Source organism: Pseudoduganella sp. HUAS MS19 (genome assembly GCF_053615455.1).
Genome location: NZ_CM132133.1, coordinates 4,667,166 through 4,682,584, shown reverse-complemented (window position 1 = coordinate 4,682,584; position 15,419 = coordinate 4,667,166). Strand labels below are relative to the sequence as shown.

The following is a 15,419-nucleotide window of genomic DNA, read 5'->3' as shown; positions in this document are numbered from 1 at the left end:
AAATGGGGACGTACCCCATTTATTTATGGGGGCGGCCCCGTTTGCCTGGGGTGACCCTGCGGCCAAGTACAGTCGCTAGTTCTTCTGTCGAGGTCGTCTCGCCGAGAACGAAATTCCCATTCGTGGCACGGCGAATATTGACGGTGGCGATCTCATCCCCTTGGGATAAAACGATGTTGCGATAGGCGGAACGCTGATCTGCTGCAGTGTCGCCGAGCGCCTGATATATGGCATGGGGCGTAATGCAAGGGTTGTATGCCCCATCAGCATTTGCGCGATAACTGGACCAGGGATAATCGCGAGGATGATCGACCATGCCCGCCCGCACCGGATTCAGTTCGATGTATCGCATACAGGTGAGGAAATAGCTTTGGTCAAATATCAGGCATGACTTGAACCTGCCTTCCCAAAGCGTGCCCGTCCAATGGCGCTTCTTGTTGATGTATGTGACATAGCGCTGGTTAAGCATCTTCATGAGAAGGGCAAGGCCACCAGCGTCGTGTGGAGTCAGCGCCAGGTGGGCGTGGTTGGTCATCAGCACGTAGGCGTGGATGTCGCAGCTGGCCTCCTTTGCAAAGCGCATCATCCAACGCAAGTAATACTGGAAGTCGTCTTCGCAAAAGAAGCAGGCATGTCGGTTGTGCCCACGCTGAATCAAGTGGACGGGAACGCCAGGAATGACGAGTCGGGCATGACGAGGCATTCGCCAATTCTGCCGCACAAACGCCATCAGGCCTTGATACAGGCCAATGTTGCTAATTAAATGGGGTACGTCCCCATTTTTTTAGCGGAAGAAGCCGCGCTCTTCTTTTTCAAGGTCGGGGCCGCTCATGGTTTCGCGGACGATCCCCTGGCGGTCCAACATGATGTGCATCATCGAATCCCATACGCCGGACTCTTTGTAGCGGTAGCTCCAGACGTTCAGGTCGCGCAACTGTAAGAAGGTGCGGTCGTCGGGTGGGCCGTACAGGCGCAACAGGTCGGCCTGCGTGGTCACGCCAAGCTGGATCGGCTTGAAGCTGTCGTTGCCACGCTGCCAGGAGGGCGGGGCGGCAGCACAGGCTGCGAGGAATAGTGATAAAAATGCAACGCAAGTGGCGGTTTTCATGGCTGATCGTGTGTGGCGGTAGCTTTCGCCCCTCATTCCGGTTATACTCCCGTGTCTGGCCATCCGGCCGGATTTTTATATTAAACGTAATTCACGATGTGCAGGGTTCCAAAGACTCCGTGCATCGCATGTGAAAGGTAAGAAAATGACCGTTGAAAACATCAACAAGTCGGCCATCATTGCCGACAACGCTCGTGGCCAAAACGACACCGGCTCCCCAGAAGTGCAAGTTGCTCTGCTGACCGCTCGCATCAACGAACTGAACACCCACTTCAAAGAGCACACCAAAGATCACCACTCCCGTCGTGGCCTGATCAAGATGGTTAACCGTCGTAAGTCCCTGCTGTCCTACCTGAAGAACAAAGACGCAAACCGTTACCGCGACCTGATCGCTAAACTCGGCCTGCGTAAGTAATTCTTGCGTTACCCGGTTTAAACGAGAAATGCCTGCGCCAGTTCGCTGCCGCAGGCATTTTGGTTTTTTAAACCCTTAGTTTTATTGCAGTAAAGCAGTATGGCGGCCTACGGGCCGTCCGTGGTGAGGTGCTACGACAGCTCCTGAAAATCTGTCGGCTAAAGAGAAAGAGGGATAAACCCATGTTTAATAAAGTAACGAAGACCTTCCAGTACGGCCAGCACACCGTGACGCTGGAAACCGGCGAAATCGCTCGCCAGGCATCCGGTGCGGTAATGGTATCGATGGACGACACCGTCGTACTGGCAACCGTGGTGGCGCGTAAAGACGCAAAACCAGGCCAGGACTTCTTCCCACTGACCGTCGACTACCTGGAAAAGACCTACGCAGCGGGCAAGATCCCTGGTGGCTTCTTCAAGCGCGAAGGCCGTCCTTCTGAAAAAGAAACCCTGACTTCCCGCCTGATCGACCGTCCAATCCGTCCTCTGTTCCCAGAGGGCTACATGAACGAAGTCCAGGTGATCGTGCACGTCCTGTCCGTGAACCCTGAAATCGACCCGGACATCGCTTCCATGATCGGTGCATCCGCCGCCCTGTGCGTGGCTGGCGTGCCATTCAACGGCCCGATCGGCGCAGCGCGCGTCGGCTACAAGAACGGCCAGTACATCCTGAACCCGACCGCTACCCAGCTCAAAGACTCCCAGATGGACCTGGTGGTTGCCGGTACCGAATCGGCCGTGCTGATGGTCGAATCCGAAGCGCAGCAGCTGTCCGAAGAAGTGATGCTGGGCGCCGTGGTCTATGGCCACGAGCAGATGAAGGTCGTGATCGATGCGATCCACGAACTGGTGCGCGACGGCGGCAAGCCGGAGCACGAGTGGACTCCTCCTGCCAAGAACGAGGCGCTGATCGCCAAGGTTGCGCAATTCGCCGAAGCGAAGATCAACGCCGCTTACCAGACCAAGGACAAGCAAGCCCGCACCGAAAAGCTGCGCGCAATGTCCGCTGAAGTAATCGCCGACCTGGCTGCAGATGCAGCCGCCAGCGGCGTGGACGCTCCTGATTCGGTCGAAGTCGGCAACATCCTGTTCGAAATGGAAGCGAAAGTTGTGCGCTCCCAGATCCTGCAAGGCGAGCCGCGTATCGACGGCCGCGACACCAAGACCGTGCGTCCGATCACCATCCGCACCTCCGTCCTGCCACGCACCCACGGTTCCGCCCTGTTCACACGCGGCGAAACCCAGGCACTGGTCGTAGCGACCCTGGGCACCGCCCGCGATTCGCAGAAGATCGACGCTCTGATGGGCGAGTACACCGACGACTTCATGCTGCACTACAACATGCCTCCGTTCGCCACTGGCGAAACCGGCCGTGTTGGCACGCCTAAGCGCCGCGAAATCGGCCACGGCCGCCTGGCCAAGCGTGCGCTGGTCGCTGCACTGCCGTCGCAGGAAGAGTTCTCCTACTCCGTACGTCTGGTATCGGAAATCACCGAATCCAATGGCTCTTCGTCGATGGCTTCCGTCTGCGGCGGCTGCCTGGCGCTGATGGATGCCGGCGTGCCGATGAAAGCACACGTGGCCGGTATCGCCATGGGCCTGATTAAGGAAGGCGGCCGCTTCGCCGTCCTGTCCGACATCCTGGGCGACGAAGACCACCTGGGCGACATGGACTTCAAGGTTGCCGGTACCGCCAACGGCATTACCGCACTGCAGATGGACATCAAGATCCAGGGCATCACCAAGGAAATCATGCAGGTTGCATTGGCACAGGCAAAAGAGGGCCGCCAGCACATCCTGGGCGAAATGCAGAAGGCCATGCCGACTGTGAAGACCGAGCTGTCCGACTTCGCTCCACGCCTGATCACCATCAAGATCAACCCTGAGAAGATCCGCGACGTGATCGGCAAGGGCGGCGCCGTGATCCGTGCGCTGACCGAAGAAACCGGCACCCAGATCGACATCAGCGACGACGGCATCGTCACCATCGCTTCCGTCGACGCAGCTGCCGGCCAGGAAGCCAAGCGCCGTATCGAAGAACTGACCGCTTCCGTGGAAGTGGGCAAGTGCTACGACGGTACCGTGCTGAAGCTGCTGGACTTTGGCGCCATCGTCCAGGTCATGCCTGGCAAGGACGGCCTGCTGCACATCTCTCAGATCGCCAACGAGCGTGTGAACGCTGTTGCCGACTACCTGAAAGAAGGCCAGCAAGTGCGCGTGAAGGTCCTCGAGACCGACGAGCGCGGCCGCCTGAAGCTGTCGATGAAGGCTGCCGCTGAAGAAGCTGCGGCTGCCGCTGCACAGTAATCAGCCAAGCTGACAAGGGAAGCCGCCGGTGCGTAAGCCTGGCGGCTTTTTGTTTTTTTGATGCCATCGATTCAGGTCAATATGCTCCTCGCAGAAAAAATCGCTTCCACTCCGCCAAGCCAAAGGTTGCACCTGATCTTGCTGGGCGTCGAAGATGTCCCACGTTCCATCAAGTTCTATGAAGCGCTGGGATGGAAAAAGTCACCTTCCGGGAATGACGGATTTGCCAAGTTCGATCTCGGCGGCTATGCACTCTGCCTGTTGTCGAGGGAGGAGTTCGCGAAGGATGCTTTATCCCCGACCTCGAAAGGAACGGGCTTTCCGGGAGTTGCACTCGTGTATCTGGCGCAATCTGAGGACGAGGTGCCTCGTGTCCTGGAGCGGGCGCTTGCGGCTGGCGGAACCGTCGTCAAGCCTGTCACCAGAACTGCCTGGGGCGTCGCGGCTTATTTCAAGGATCCCGACGGTCATCTTTTCGAAATAGACTATGAAGAGGCCTGGATGCTTGATGCGGATCACAGGCTGGTCGTGGACGTGGTGAACACCAGATAGGATTCCACCTGATGGAAAACTTAAGACTCGCAGTCAGGCGGATGCAGGAAGCCGGCTGTGCGCTGCCGTTCTCCGTGTACTCGTCGGTCAGGCAGCAGCGGATCGTCAATGTCCCGATCATCAAACCAACGCTGATCTGCGTGCTCGATGGCAAAAAGAAGCTTGGCGAAATAGATTGCCCGCCTGGCAGCTTCGTCATTCTCTCGAATCGGCCAGGCATCGATATGCGCAATATTCCCGGCGACGCCGAATACCTGGCCCTGATCATTGAGTTTGAGTATGACGATTTCAAATGCCTGCCGCCAAAAAACGCCCGGGCCGCACCGTACGTCCAGGGCGAGATAGGGCAAAGCTTCCTGAAAACGCTGCAACAGTTCGTAGAGTGGTCCGCATTTGCGCCGCGCGCCATGTGGGCCGCGCGTCGACAGGAGATCCTGCAGCTTCTTTATCATCTAGGCTACGGGCAGATCGGCGCCGTAGTCGAGCCGCCGAGTCTTAGCCACAAGGTGCACGGCATTATCGTTGAGGATGTCGCTAACGACATTCATGCAGGCGCGCTGGCTTCGCGCCTGGCCATCAGTGAGTCGACGCTGCGGCGAAAGCTCGCAGCCGAGGGGACAAATCTGCAAGAGATCAAGGACAGGGCAAGATTGGGCCATGGACTTCACCTTATCCAGGCAAGCTTTGATGCGATTGGACGCGTTGCTGAAAGGTGCGGCTATCAATCGCAATCGCGCTTTACCGACAAGTTCAAGCAGTTCTACGGCGTGACGCCGAGCGACCTTCGCAAAACACGAATGCGCGATTAGGGCGAAATCCTGGTTGAAAATGCGCTAAACGAATGTCTTCCGGCTGCATACCATATGCGCTCCAGATTAACTAAGGAGCATTCATGCGTTACCTCATTCTCGCTGCAGCCCTCGTGTCCGGCCAGGCGTTTGCGGCTGGCTCGCTGACACTCACCAGCACCGATATCGCCAACGGCAAGTTCATGGGCAGGAGCCAGGAATTCGATGGTTTTGGCTGCACCGGCGGCAACCGATCCCCGCAACTATCCTGGTCCGGTGAGCCGGCAGGTACGGCGGCATTCGCCATCATGGTCCACGACCCCGATGCACCGACCGGCAGCGGTTGGTGGCACTGGCAGCTCGTGAACATTCCGAAAGATGTGACGTCCTTGCCGGCGGGAGCCGCAGCGCCCGCCGGCAGCCAGTCGATGAATAACGATTACGGCATCAAAGGTTTTGGCGGTGCCTGTCCGCCGCAAGGGCATGGCGTGCACCGCTATCAGTTCACCGTGTACGCGCTCTCTGGAAAGCTCGAGCTGCCGGAGAACGCATCGGGTGCGCTGACCGGTTATATGGTGAAGGCACATTCGCTGGCATCCAGTACCATCGAAGCCGTATATAAACGCGACTAAGCCGCCGAGCGCCAATAGCCAGTTCAAGCTATGATTCAGGGAGCCATGACTCGCCTACAGGAGAATGTGTTGGGTTCCGCATCGATACTAAGCGCCAATCTGGTACTGGCCTATTCGGCCTATACGCTCGGGGCTGCAAGTCCCGGGCCAAGCAACCTTGCGGTCATGGCGACTGCCATGAGTTCCGGGCGCCGGAGTGCGCTGGTATTTGCGCTGGGTGTCGTCAGCGGTTCGACCGCATGGGGCCTGCTTGCTGCTTTCGGACTTGCCGCGGTGATGGCCCGGTATTCGCAGGCGCTTATTGCATTGAAGGTGTTGGGCGGGATGTACCTGCTCTGGCTCTCTTTCAAGTCCATGCGGTCGGCGCTGGCCACGAGGCTCCCTGCTGGCATTGACGTGGGGGCTCGCGGAGGCCCGGCTTTGCAGCTCTACCTGCGCGGTGCCGCCATGCACCTGACGAATCCCAAGGCGATCTTCACATGGCTGTCGATCGTTACGCTGGCACTGCCCGCTGAAGTGCAACGCGCCGACGCGCTGCTGATCGTGGCCGGTTGCGCCGTGATCGGCATTGGAGTATTTGGCGGCTACGCGCTGCTGTTTTCCACCCAGGCCGCACGCAAGATCTACCGACGTATGCGGCGCTGGTTTGACGGGGTGTTGGCCGCAGTCTTTGGTTACGCCGGCATCCGCATGCTGGCATCAGCGCGAGCAGCATGAAAACCATGCGCACAGTAAGAGCAATATTCGCAGTCCTCGTTGCCGCTGTACTCGCGAGCTGTACCAAGCCTGTTCCTCCTGCGCAGGCGGGACGCGACGGCAACATGAACACGTCGATCAGGGTGCCGCTGAAGGAGTTTGAAGGAGATAACCTGATTGTTGGAGCCGGCCCGGTCAAGACGGTATTCGTGGTTTCCAGTGCTCCACATGAAGACGCGGGCAATTGGACGATGACGGTGGACGGCGTGAAGCTGGTGCGGAAATGAACGAGAAGGCCGAAATCTATTGTCCGCGCTGCGAGTGGCGCCCACAAGCGGAAGACCGTTGGGCATGCGTGCCCTCATGCGGGACCGTATGGAATACCTTCTGGACGAGGGCGGTCTGCCCGGGGTGTCGCGTCAAATGGCCGAAGACACAGTGCCTCGAATGCGGGCAATTCTCGCCACATGAAGATTGGTATCACGATCCGGATTCGGTCGAGGAGGAGCGTGCGCCCGACGAGGCATTCTCGGAATGACGCCGTTTCCGATATTGTTCAAACCGGACATGAGGTCCAACATTGCTTACCCTTGACCACCTCGCTGTTTCGCCGCCGGGCCTGCTGCTTACATATGTTGAGGATCGTGCTGTTCCCGTCTTCGCAACCTCTGCTGACGGAGTTCCGTATACGGGGCAAGCTTCTGCAAGCTATGCGACCGTGGATTGGACCGGCACATTCAAGGATGGTAAACCACATGGAGAATTTCGCATAATCTGGGGTGGCAGGCTTAGTGGCGCATCCTGGTTTGAAAACGGTAAGAATATTGATGCCCAATGAAGAACCCGCACTGAAATCGAATTTTTCTAGGAAAACAAATGTCCAACACACAGTACGCCTTCCTGAAACATACCGCCATTCCAGGCCGTGGTGAGCTCCAAGCCGCCATTGACGCTCTTGGTTTTGATTTAAAGCTGCACCCTGAGCTGGACTTCGCGGAGGATTCCGGCTTCTCCCCGTGTATTCTGGAAGGGACACCTGATGTGGGCTTTGAGTTGTACTCGGGCGAGGCGGAGGAGTTCCTCGACGGGACCGACGAATTCCGTTCGCTCATCGGAGACAGGGAGTTCTGTATCAGCATGATCTGGAGGGGAAGCATGAAGGATTGCGCGGCGGCCTTGATTGTCAGTTGCGCCCTGGCGAAATTGTGCGACGCTGTGATTTCGTACGAAGGCGAACCTCCGGAACCCTTCAACAAAATGTTGGAAGCAACGAAGGAAATCGTCGCAGGCGCGCGCAATGAGTCATAGCAGGTCTTCACCATCCACAGTGGTTGTGGACGAACTTCGGCGGGTGGGCATCGCACAAGTGCAAGCTGAATCCATCGCCAAAGACCTGTCCGCGCACGACGCCCGTTCTTTGCTTTCGGAATTGCTGCTGCGCGGCCTTTGGAGCCTCGTCATCGACGAAAAAGATCCATCGCATCTGTCGGCAGTGGGAGGCCATAGCGTCCAGAGACTCCTGGATAAGGGAGTCGATCCTGACGACTTGATGGACGTTGTCCGTGAGACCCAGGTTGACATCATCTACAACGTAGCCCAGTTAGTCGATTGGCCAACGTTTGGATTGCAGCTTGAACATGTGCCGGGGCTGACGATCTCCGTCAGTGCTGAAGTGGAAAAGAAGCGTTGGCGGGGAGTTGAGGGATTGTATGGACGCGGTGCAGGTATTGCACGAGCATCTGTGCTGATATTCATATCCGATCAGTAGGACCGCACGCAATGTACGAGCAATTGGAAAAAGAAGTTCGCCGCATTCTGCTGGCTGCCTTTGGCAGCGAATCTCTTCATGGAGACCTTCCAGCGAGTGCGCATTTTGCGAGACTGAACGTGGTCGGGTACCCTGAAGTATGGATGCTGGTCTACGGCGACTACATGGACTTTTCTTACACCGGGATAGCCCCGCCGGACACGCTGATCGATGGAGCGCTTGCACCGTTGCGGCCCGCACAGATTATCGACTGGTCTCCAGGTCGCCTGGCTTGCGTCCAGTATGAAGCGGCAGATGCCGCATCACTCTCCCGGGCGCTTGATGGATTAATCAAGAGGCTTCACGGGCTGGACGACTATCAACTCGTCGGGGCCCTCGAAACCTGGGGGCGGGCATAGCTGAGGAATGCACTATCAGTGAGTTTTCGGGAGAGCTCATTCGAAAACGCCGTACGTTCTCAATTCCAAAGACTGAAACTCATTTCCTTGCGTGAGAATTTGCGCATTTTGCACGTGGGCAAGAATGCTATTCTGTCCGCCGGCTTTCGTACGTCCTGTACGCCATCTCCTTGGACCATTCCGCGTATTCCGCGACACACCTCGTGATCTGTGGATGAGGAAAGTGCGGGTGGGGAACTGGCACGATTCCCATTAGGCCGGAAGCTGCGAGCGATGAACTGTACTTATATTTCTGGAGGCACTTTTGACAAATCGTTTTGACCGTTATAACGGACACTTGATTGCGTTGTTGAAGGAGTCGATTTCGTGCTCGCCCGAAACCTGGGACGCAGGATGGCTGACCATCGATTGTGATGGCACTTATATGAACTATTCGCTCAAGAATGGGAAGAGTGAAGACAAGGCGCAAATCAGCGGTCAGCTCAGGCAGCTTTGCGAAGACCTTTACGTCGAGATGCGGGAATCGGGAGATTGGTGGGTCAAGGCCGTGCTGCATTTTTTCCGAGAGGAGGGCGCATGGTCCTACAAACTCGATTTCACCTACCAGGACCAGCCCGCAGTCGGTCAGCCTTTGGAGCGACAGCCTTCCCAGGAGACCCATGCAAAATCATGGTGGAAATTCTGGAACTGAGGGGAGCCATGAGGCGCGATGCTCGCGGAGCCGGGGTAATCCCCCCACCAAATGATCGCCGCAGGAAGTAGAATTTTCTAACTTTGAAATTGAAGGTTCTACCGCATGAAGACGTCCCGTTTTACTGAAAGCCAGATCATCGCCATCCTGAAGCAGGCCGAGGCCGGTGCCCCAGTTCCTGAGCTGTGCCGCGAGCATGGCATGAGCAGTGCCACGTTCTACAAATGGCGTTCCAAGTTCGGCGGCATGGACGCCTCCCTGATGGCCCGAATGAAGGAGCTGGAGGAGGAAAATCGTCGGTTGAAGAAGATGTACGCGGAGGAGCGCCTGAAGGCGGAGATTGTTGCGGAGGCGCTGGCAAAAAAGTGGTGAAGCCATCTCGCCGACGTGAGATGGCACGACACTACGTCGAAGCCGGCCGCATGACCGTCAAGAGCGCCTGTGTGGCCTTCGGCATCAGCCAGACTTGCTACCGTTATCAAGCAAAGCTCAATGCCGAGAATGAGGTCATAGCCGATTGGCTGGTTCGCCTGACGAACAACCAGCGCAACTGGGGCTTCGGTTTGTGCTTCCTGTTCCTGCGCAACGTGAAGGGCTTCGGCTGGAACCACAAGCGTGTGTATCGAATCTATCGCGAGCTGGAGCTGAATCTGCGCATCAAGCCACGACAGCGCATCATGAGGGAAAAGCCAGTGCCGTTGTCCGTGCCGACGGCCATCAACCAGACCTGGTCGATGGACTTCATGCATGACCAACTTGCCGACGGTCGCAGTATCAGATTGTTCAACGTGATCGACGATTACAACCGAGAAGGACTGGCTATCGACGTGGACTTCTCGCTGCCATCGGAACGCGTTGTGCGGGCGCTGGACCAAGTCATTGAGTGGCGTGGCAAGCCTCGAGCGATACGCTGTGATAACGGCCCGGAGTACATAAGCGGCGTTACGGCGCAATGGGCAAAGAAGCATGGCATTGAGATTGCGTTTATCCAGCCTGGACAGCCGCAGCAGAACGCTTACATCGAGCGCTATAACCGCACCGTACGCTACGACTGGCTTGCGCAGCACCTGTTTGAATCGCTCGACGAGATCCAGGACTTTGCCACCGGCTGGCTCTGGACTTACAATCACGAGCGCCCCAACATGGGCCTGGGCGGGATAACACCAAAACAGAAGCTCGCTCTCGCCGACTAACCCCTACTTCTGGCGCGCATCAAAAATGGGGGGATTACCCCGGGTTATGATTGTGCGCGGTGCCGGTATCCACTGGCGATTAGGGGACAAAGAATGAAAACAACTTTGGGCGCTATCCTGTTGTCCGCCCTGGCTTTTGTTGCACAGGCGCAGCCGCAAATGCCGCCGGCTTACAATGCCGAGCTGGCGAAGTCGCTGGGCGGGAACGACAATGGCATGCGCAAGTATGTGTTCGTCGTGCTGCGCACAGGGCCGAATAAAGTCCCTGCGGGCCAGGAAAGAACCGAAATGTTTGCCGGCCATATGGCCAATATCCAGCGCCTGGCGAATGAGCGCAAGCTGGCTTATGCCGGCCCGCTGGATGGCGTCGATGGCGCACGCGGCATCTTCATCTTCGCAGTCGAAAGCATCGACGAGGCAAAGGCCCTGGTAGCGACCGATCCCGTCATCGTCAAAGGCGAAATGGTTGCCGAGTACCACTCCCACTTCGGCTCCGCGGGCCTGATGATGGTGAACCAGGTTCATTCGCAAATCATGAAGCCGGCAGCGAAGTGAAATTCTCGACTGTCCGCAGCTTTGCCATGTCGCTACCGGACGTCAGCGAGCAACCGCATCACACCTTTGGTTCGTTCCGTGTGAAGGGGAAGATTTTCGTGACTGTCCCTCCGGGAGAGGAGTTCGTGCACATCTTCGTTCCCGACGAGCAGCGGGATGAAGTGCTGGAACTTTATTCTTCCTTCGCGGAGAAGCTGCTGTGGGGTGGTAAGGTGCTCGGCGTACGGGTAGAGCTGGCTAAGGCCGATGCGGCGGTGGTCAGGCGGCTGGTGAAGCAGGCATGGGAGCATAAGGCGCCGAAGCGCAAGGGCAACTGACGTTCGCGCTCGCGAAAAGACCATTCGCCCCACGGAATCGACCATTCGTCGGCACGACCAGGCGCGATGCAGCCGGACATGCAGCTTCGCATCGGCTCCGTCACCAAGCAGTTCACGGCAGTCAGCATCCTGATGCTGGCGGAGCAGGGCAAGCTGTCGGTGAAGGACGACTTCCGTAAGTACCTGCCGGATTTTCCGGACAAAGGCAGCATCGTCACGATCGAACACCTGCTGCAGCATACCTCCGGCATTCCCAACTACACAGCACTGAAAGCATTCCGCGAGCTGCCGGATGACGGTGTGACTTTGGCGCAAGTGCGTGACTTGTTTGCCAGGGAAGCGCTGGAGTTCGCGCCGGGCAAACGTTACAGCTACAGCAATTCGGGGTATTTCCTGCACTTACGTCAGCCCGGACAAGGTCAAACGTGTCGTGCGACGCGACGGCGACAAGCTGCTCATGCCGCGGTGCGGACGGCAAGGTCCGCAGCCTGCTGGTGCGCCAGCCTGGCGCTGACGCGACCGCGCTGCGCCAGTAAAAAGAGGCCGCCAGCTTCACTGATGGCTGGCGGCCCAGACGTGCCCGCGGCTAGCGCGTCATGAGGGAGGCATAGGCCAGCGGTTTATCTGGCAGGTCCTCATCTTGATAAACTATGCTGCCACTGACATAGCCCTGGCGCGAGATGACGATGTTGAGGGTCATGGAATTGTCGACCGATTCAAACATGTTCTCACCCGTAGCTATAATTTCCCTTTCCTTCAGCTTGCCGACCTGTGCGTAGAGGCGGTTGGCAATGCGGTTGATGTACATCTTCTTGCCGTTGGAGAGATAGTATTCGCCCTTGTATGCATGCAGGTCGTCCGGCCAGATATAGTATGGCTGGGGTTTGGCGGCCGGGATGATGACGCGGCCGACATCGGCTGGTTGCTGCGCCAGGGCTTGCATGCTGCATAGCGCAAGCCCCAGTACCGCAATTGTTGTTTTCATGGCGCCTCCTTGTTTAGCGTGAGGCGATTTCTACCAGCACCGGCGCGAGGCCGGCGCTGCGGCTGCTATCGACATAAGCCACGTTGCCGGTAATTTGGCCGTCCCAGGTGTACTTGATGTGGACGGAAAGCTGGCCGTCCGGTGCGCTGAATTTGCGCACGCCTGTGGCGATCAATTCGTGCTTCGGCAGCGAGCCAATCTGGCCGTACATCCTGGCGCCTTGCCTGGTGAGGTACAAGGTCTTGCCGTTGGCGAGCTGGTAGTCGCCAATAAATTCAAGGATTTCGTCGGGCCACAAGGTAAGCGGCTTCACGTCCTTTTGGGCAGGCACCACAACTGTTTCGACCGAAGTCTGGCTCTGGGCTGGAACGCTAACTCCGAACAAGCCCAGGCCACACGCGAGCAACAGGCGCTTCACGATAGCCTCCCATGGTTCAGCGCGATGCAAACCGGATGCTGATCACCTTGGGTTCCAGGCCGGCCACCGATGGCGACTCGTCGACATAGTTCAAGCTGCCGCTGACGGAGTCATCATGCGCCCACACGAGTTCCATCCACATCTTGCCGTCGAGAGCCTGGAACTTCCCATTGCCGGCGCGGGTGATTTCGTGTTCGCTCTGATCGTCGACCCGCGCATACATGCGCGTAGCCTTGCGAATCAGGTACAGCGTTTTGCCGTTGGAGAGGTCGTATGCGCCCTTGTATTTGCTGAATTCCTCGGACGACATATACGTGCGTTGAACCTCTTTCGAGGCGGGGATCACAACTTGTTGATTGGAGCTCTGTGCGTATGCCGTAAGGGCGAGCGCGAACAGGCAGCCGGTTGCCACTAACCGCTTCATGATTGCCTCCATTTTTTTGGTGTGGCCAGGTCTCTAAAATTGCCTGGCTCTTTCAATATAGCGCCCGGTTGGGCAGGTTGCTACCCCTGCTTCACCGTAGCTTGTGGCCGCGGTGTGCAGGCTTTCGCTCGCGTTCAGCGCGAGGCTATTGAGAGGGTGGCATGCGCCGGCTGGCGGCCGGCCATGCTTGGCGAAAAGTTCAGTTCACCGGTGGCGGTATCATCGTCGATCCAGACGATGTTCATATTCAGGCTGCCGTCGGCCGCAGTGAACTTGCCGTCGCCATGCCAGAAGATTTGCTGCCGTGGGTGCTGGCCAATTTGCGCGTAGAGGCGGACTGCGCCGCGCGACAATGTGAGGGTCTGGCCATTGGACAGGGCATAGGCGCCCTGGTATTGGTAGAACTCTTGCGGTGAGATGAGCTTGCGCTCCAATGTTACTTGCTTCTGCGCGGGCACAACCACCGATTGGTCAGCGCCGGTGCCGCTTTGTGCTGCTGCGCTTGCAGCGAACACAAATAGCCCGGCGGCAGCGAAGTATCGCTTCATGACTGCCTCCGTTCGTGGACCAAGGGTGCCAGTTCGTAATTGTTGTCTGGCATTCTTAAATATAGCCTTGGAAGAGGACGACGGAATTTCAATATTTTGATGAAAGCGACTGCGTCGATACCTTGCGCATATGCCCCATCAACGTTGATAGGTAACGCGATACACCTTGTGCGCGTGATCGTCAGAAACCAGTATCGAACCATCCGGCATCATTGCGATATCGACCGGTCTGCCGCTTACTTCTTCATCCTGCAGGAAGCCGTCGATGAAGGCGGTGTCGCTGACCAGCTTGTTGCCATGCAGGGTGATCAGGCGGACCTGGTAGCCAATCTTGTTGGCGCGATTCCATGAGCCGTGTTCCGCGATCAGCAGCTGGTTGCGGTATTGCTCCGGGAACTGGGTGCCAGTGTAGAAGGCGAGGCCAAGCGGTGCCACGTGCGGACCCAGCGCTGCCACCGGCGGAACGTAGGCTTCGCAGCTTTTGCCTTTGCCGAATAGCGGGTCGGGCAGCACGCCGCCATGGCAGTATGGGAAGCCGAAGTGCAAGCCGGCTTGCGGCGCCACATTCAACTCGCAGGATGGGGTGTTGTCGCCCATTTCATCGCGGCCGTTATCGGTGAACCACAGCTCTTTCGTGACCGGGTGCCAGGTGAAGCCGACTGTGTTGCGTACGCCGCGGGCATACAGTTCCCAGTTGCTGCCGTCCGGGTTCATGCGCCAGATTTTGGAGTAGGCTTCGGTTTCCTTGTCGCAGACATTGCATGGTGCGCCGATCGGAATGTACAGCTTGCCGTCCGGGCCGGCCTTGATGTACTTGGCGCCGTGCCAGGTGTCGGTTGGCAGGTCGTTCTTGATGACTTTGTAGGAAGGTTTGGCGGCGTAGGTCTTTTCGATGGCGTCGAACTTGATGATGCGCGAGATTTCGCCGACGTACAGGTCGCCGTCCAGCAGGGCGACGCCGTTGGGATTGTTCAGGCCGTCGGCGACGGTGACGACTTTTTCGGCGATGCCGTCCTTGTTGGCGTCGACCAGGGCGTAGACCTTGCCCGCTTTTTGCGAGCCGACGAAGACCAGGCCGCTGGCGGCAACTGCCAGTTGGCGCGCACCGCCGACCTTGTCGGCGTAGACGGCGATATGGAAGCCTTTTGGCAGCTTGAGCGCAGGCAGTCCTTTGGCCGGGGCCGCTGGTGCGCCGGCGGCAGGGGCGGCGCCGGCACCGGCCGCTGCTTTGCGGGCGGCCGCGTTGGCCGGGAGCAGGTACTCGGCCAACTGGCTGAGCTGGGTGCTGCTTAGCTGCTTGTCCCAGGCCGGCATGCCTTTGTCGGCGACGCCTTTGCCGATCAACCGAACCAGGTTGGCTTTGGTGGGCTGGCCGTGAATCCAGGTTGCGTCGGCCAGGGCGGGGCCGGCCGCGCCTTCCAGCTCCTTGCCGTGGCATTGGGCGCAGTTGGCCTGGTAGAGCTTGTGGGCGGCGCTGAGGTCGGGTGCTGCAATGGTAGGGGAGGTGAGCAGGGCGGCAGCGGCCGCCAGGACATATCGTTTCATTGTTTCCCTCTGGAATGGCGAAAAGGCAGTCGGATTATCCGCCTGTTCCCTGTTTTTTGCATTTCGTCGCATACGGCAGG

22 protein-coding genes are annotated in these 15,419 nt (G+C 58.0%); 15 read left to right on the top strand and 7 right to left on the bottom strand.

Features of this window, described 5'->3' with window-relative positions:
* Positions 1-19 precede the first annotated feature (19 nt).
* Complete coding sequence (locus ACWBU6_RS21390) at positions 20-703, bottom strand: transposase (protein WP_452645381.1); 684 nt, start codon at positions 701-703, stop codon at positions 20-22.
* Between the two features lie 81 nt (positions 704-784).
* Entirely contained in the window at positions 785-1,108 is a 324-nt protein-coding gene (locus tag ACWBU6_RS21385) for a hypothetical protein (RefSeq protein WP_452645380.1), read from the bottom strand.
* Positions 1,109-1,253: 145 nt separating this feature from the next.
* Here ACWBU6_RS21385 and rpsO point away from each other — a divergent pair, with 145 nt between their 5' ends.
* The 15 genes from rpsO to ACWBU6_RS21310 all read left to right on the top strand — a co-directional run bounded on the left by rpsO (position 1,254) and on the right by ACWBU6_RS21310 (position 12,019).
* The gene (rpsO, locus tag ACWBU6_RS21380; RefSeq protein ID WP_130311226.1) at positions 1,254-1,523 is read left to right on the top strand and encodes a 30S ribosomal protein S15; all 270 of its coding nucleotides are present in this window, start codon (positions 1,254-1,256) and stop codon (positions 1,521-1,523) included.
* 182 nt (positions 1,524-1,705) lie between these two features.
* Positions 1,706-3,829 carry a polyribonucleotide nucleotidyltransferase gene (gene pnp, locus ACWBU6_RS21375; RefSeq protein ID WP_452645379.1) on the top strand — a complete coding sequence of 708 codons (2,124 nt, stop codon included), beginning with the start codon at positions 1,706-1,708 and terminating at the stop codon, positions 3,827-3,829.
* Positions 3,830-3,910: 81 nt separating this feature from the next.
* Positions 3,911-4,381, top strand: a complete 471-nt coding sequence (locus ACWBU6_RS21370; RefSeq protein WP_452645378.1) for a VOC family protein — start codon at positions 3,911-3,913, stop codon at positions 4,379-4,381.
* Between the two features lie 11 nt (positions 4,382-4,392).
* The gene (locus ACWBU6_RS21365) at positions 4,393-5,190 is read left to right on the top strand and encodes a helix-turn-helix transcriptional regulator (protein WP_452645377.1); all 798 of its coding nucleotides are present in this window, start codon (positions 4,393-4,395) and stop codon (positions 5,188-5,190) included.
* An 83-nt stretch (positions 5,191-5,273) separates the two neighbouring features.
* Positions 5,274-5,801, top strand: coding sequence for a YbhB/YbcL family Raf kinase inhibitor-like protein (locus ACWBU6_RS21360; RefSeq protein ID WP_452645376.1), 528 nt, complete (start codon positions 5,274-5,276; stop codon positions 5,799-5,801).
* 69 nt (positions 5,802-5,870) lie between these two features.
* Entirely contained in the window at positions 5,871-6,518 is a 648-nt protein-coding gene (locus tag ACWBU6_RS21355; RefSeq protein ID WP_452645375.1) for a LysE family translocator, read from the top strand.
* Positions 6,515-6,784, top strand: a complete 270-nt coding sequence (locus tag ACWBU6_RS21350; protein WP_452645374.1) for a hypothetical protein — start codon at positions 6,515-6,517, stop codon at positions 6,782-6,784. Before ACWBU6_RS21355 ends, ACWBU6_RS21350 begins: the two co-directional genes overlap by 4 nt.
* A 589-nt stretch (positions 6,785-7,373) precedes the next feature.
* Positions 7,374-7,805, top strand: coding sequence for a hypothetical protein (locus tag ACWBU6_RS21345; protein WP_452645373.1), 432 nt, complete (start codon positions 7,374-7,376; stop codon positions 7,803-7,805).
* A complete protein-coding gene (locus tag ACWBU6_RS21340; RefSeq protein ID WP_452645372.1) occupies positions 7,795-8,265 on the top strand; it encodes a hypothetical protein in 471 nt (156 codons plus the stop codon). Before ACWBU6_RS21345 ends, ACWBU6_RS21340 begins: the two co-directional genes overlap by 11 nt.
* Before the next feature lie 11 nt (positions 8,266-8,276).
* Entirely contained in the window at positions 8,277-8,663 is a 387-nt protein-coding gene (locus ACWBU6_RS21335; RefSeq protein WP_452645371.1) for a hypothetical protein, read from the top strand.
* A 304-nt stretch (positions 8,664-8,967) separates the two neighbouring features.
* A complete protein-coding gene (locus ACWBU6_RS21330; protein ID WP_452645370.1) occupies positions 8,968-9,354 on the top strand; it encodes a hypothetical protein in 387 nt (128 codons plus the stop codon).
* A 105-nt stretch (positions 9,355-9,459) separates the two neighbouring features.
* A protein-coding gene (locus ACWBU6_RS21325; protein WP_452644703.1) for an IS3 family transposase occupies positions 9,460-10,547 on the top strand; the annotation gives its coding sequence in 2 pieces (ribosomal slippage) (positions 9,460-9,712 and positions 9,712-10,547; 1,089 coding nt in all).
* 93 nt (positions 10,548-10,640) lie between these two features.
* Positions 10,641-11,102 (top strand): YciI family protein, encoded by a 462-nt coding sequence (locus tag ACWBU6_RS21320; RefSeq protein WP_452645369.1) that lies wholly within the window; start codon positions 10,641-10,643, stop codon positions 11,100-11,102.
* Positions 11,099-11,419: an MmcQ/YjbR family DNA-binding protein gene (locus ACWBU6_RS21315; protein ID WP_452645368.1), complete on the top strand. Its 321-nt coding sequence runs from the start codon at positions 11,099-11,101 to the stop codon at positions 11,417-11,419. The genes ACWBU6_RS21320 and ACWBU6_RS21315 overlap by 4 nt, the downstream gene beginning before the upstream one ends.
* A gap of 36 nt (positions 11,420-11,455) precedes the next feature.
* The gene (locus ACWBU6_RS21310; protein WP_452649594.1) at positions 11,456-12,019 is read left to right on the top strand and encodes a serine hydrolase domain-containing protein; all 564 of its coding nucleotides are present in this window, start codon (positions 11,456-11,458) and stop codon (positions 12,017-12,019) included.
* Here ACWBU6_RS21310 and ACWBU6_RS21305 read toward each other — a convergent pair.
* The 5 genes from ACWBU6_RS21305 to ACWBU6_RS21285 all read right to left on the bottom strand — a co-directional run bounded on the left by ACWBU6_RS21305 (position 12,006) and on the right by ACWBU6_RS21285 (position 15,339).
* Complete coding sequence (locus tag ACWBU6_RS21305; protein ID WP_452645367.1) at positions 12,006-12,404, bottom strand: hypothetical protein; 399 nt, start codon at positions 12,402-12,404, stop codon at positions 12,006-12,008. The genes ACWBU6_RS21310 and ACWBU6_RS21305 overlap by 14 nt on opposite strands.
* Positions 12,405-12,417: 13 nt before the next feature.
* The gene (locus ACWBU6_RS21300) at positions 12,418-12,822 is read right to left on the bottom strand and encodes a hypothetical protein (RefSeq protein WP_452645366.1); all 405 of its coding nucleotides are present in this window, start codon (positions 12,820-12,822) and stop codon (positions 12,418-12,420) included.
* A 16-nt stretch (positions 12,823-12,838) separates the two neighbouring features.
* Positions 12,839-13,246 carry a hypothetical protein gene (locus ACWBU6_RS21295; RefSeq protein ID WP_452645365.1) on the bottom strand — a complete coding sequence of 136 codons (408 nt, stop codon included), beginning with the start codon at positions 13,244-13,246 and terminating at the stop codon, positions 12,839-12,841.
* A gap of 134 nt (positions 13,247-13,380) precedes the next feature.
* Positions 13,381-13,794 carry a hypothetical protein gene (locus ACWBU6_RS21290; protein WP_452645364.1) on the bottom strand — a complete coding sequence of 138 codons (414 nt, stop codon included), beginning with the start codon at positions 13,792-13,794 and terminating at the stop codon, positions 13,381-13,383.
* A 138-nt stretch (positions 13,795-13,932) separates the two neighbouring features.
* A complete protein-coding gene (locus ACWBU6_RS21285; RefSeq protein ID WP_452645363.1) occupies positions 13,933-15,339 on the bottom strand; it encodes a c-type cytochrome in 1,407 nt (468 codons plus the stop codon).
* Positions 15,340-15,419: the final 80 nt, after the last annotated feature.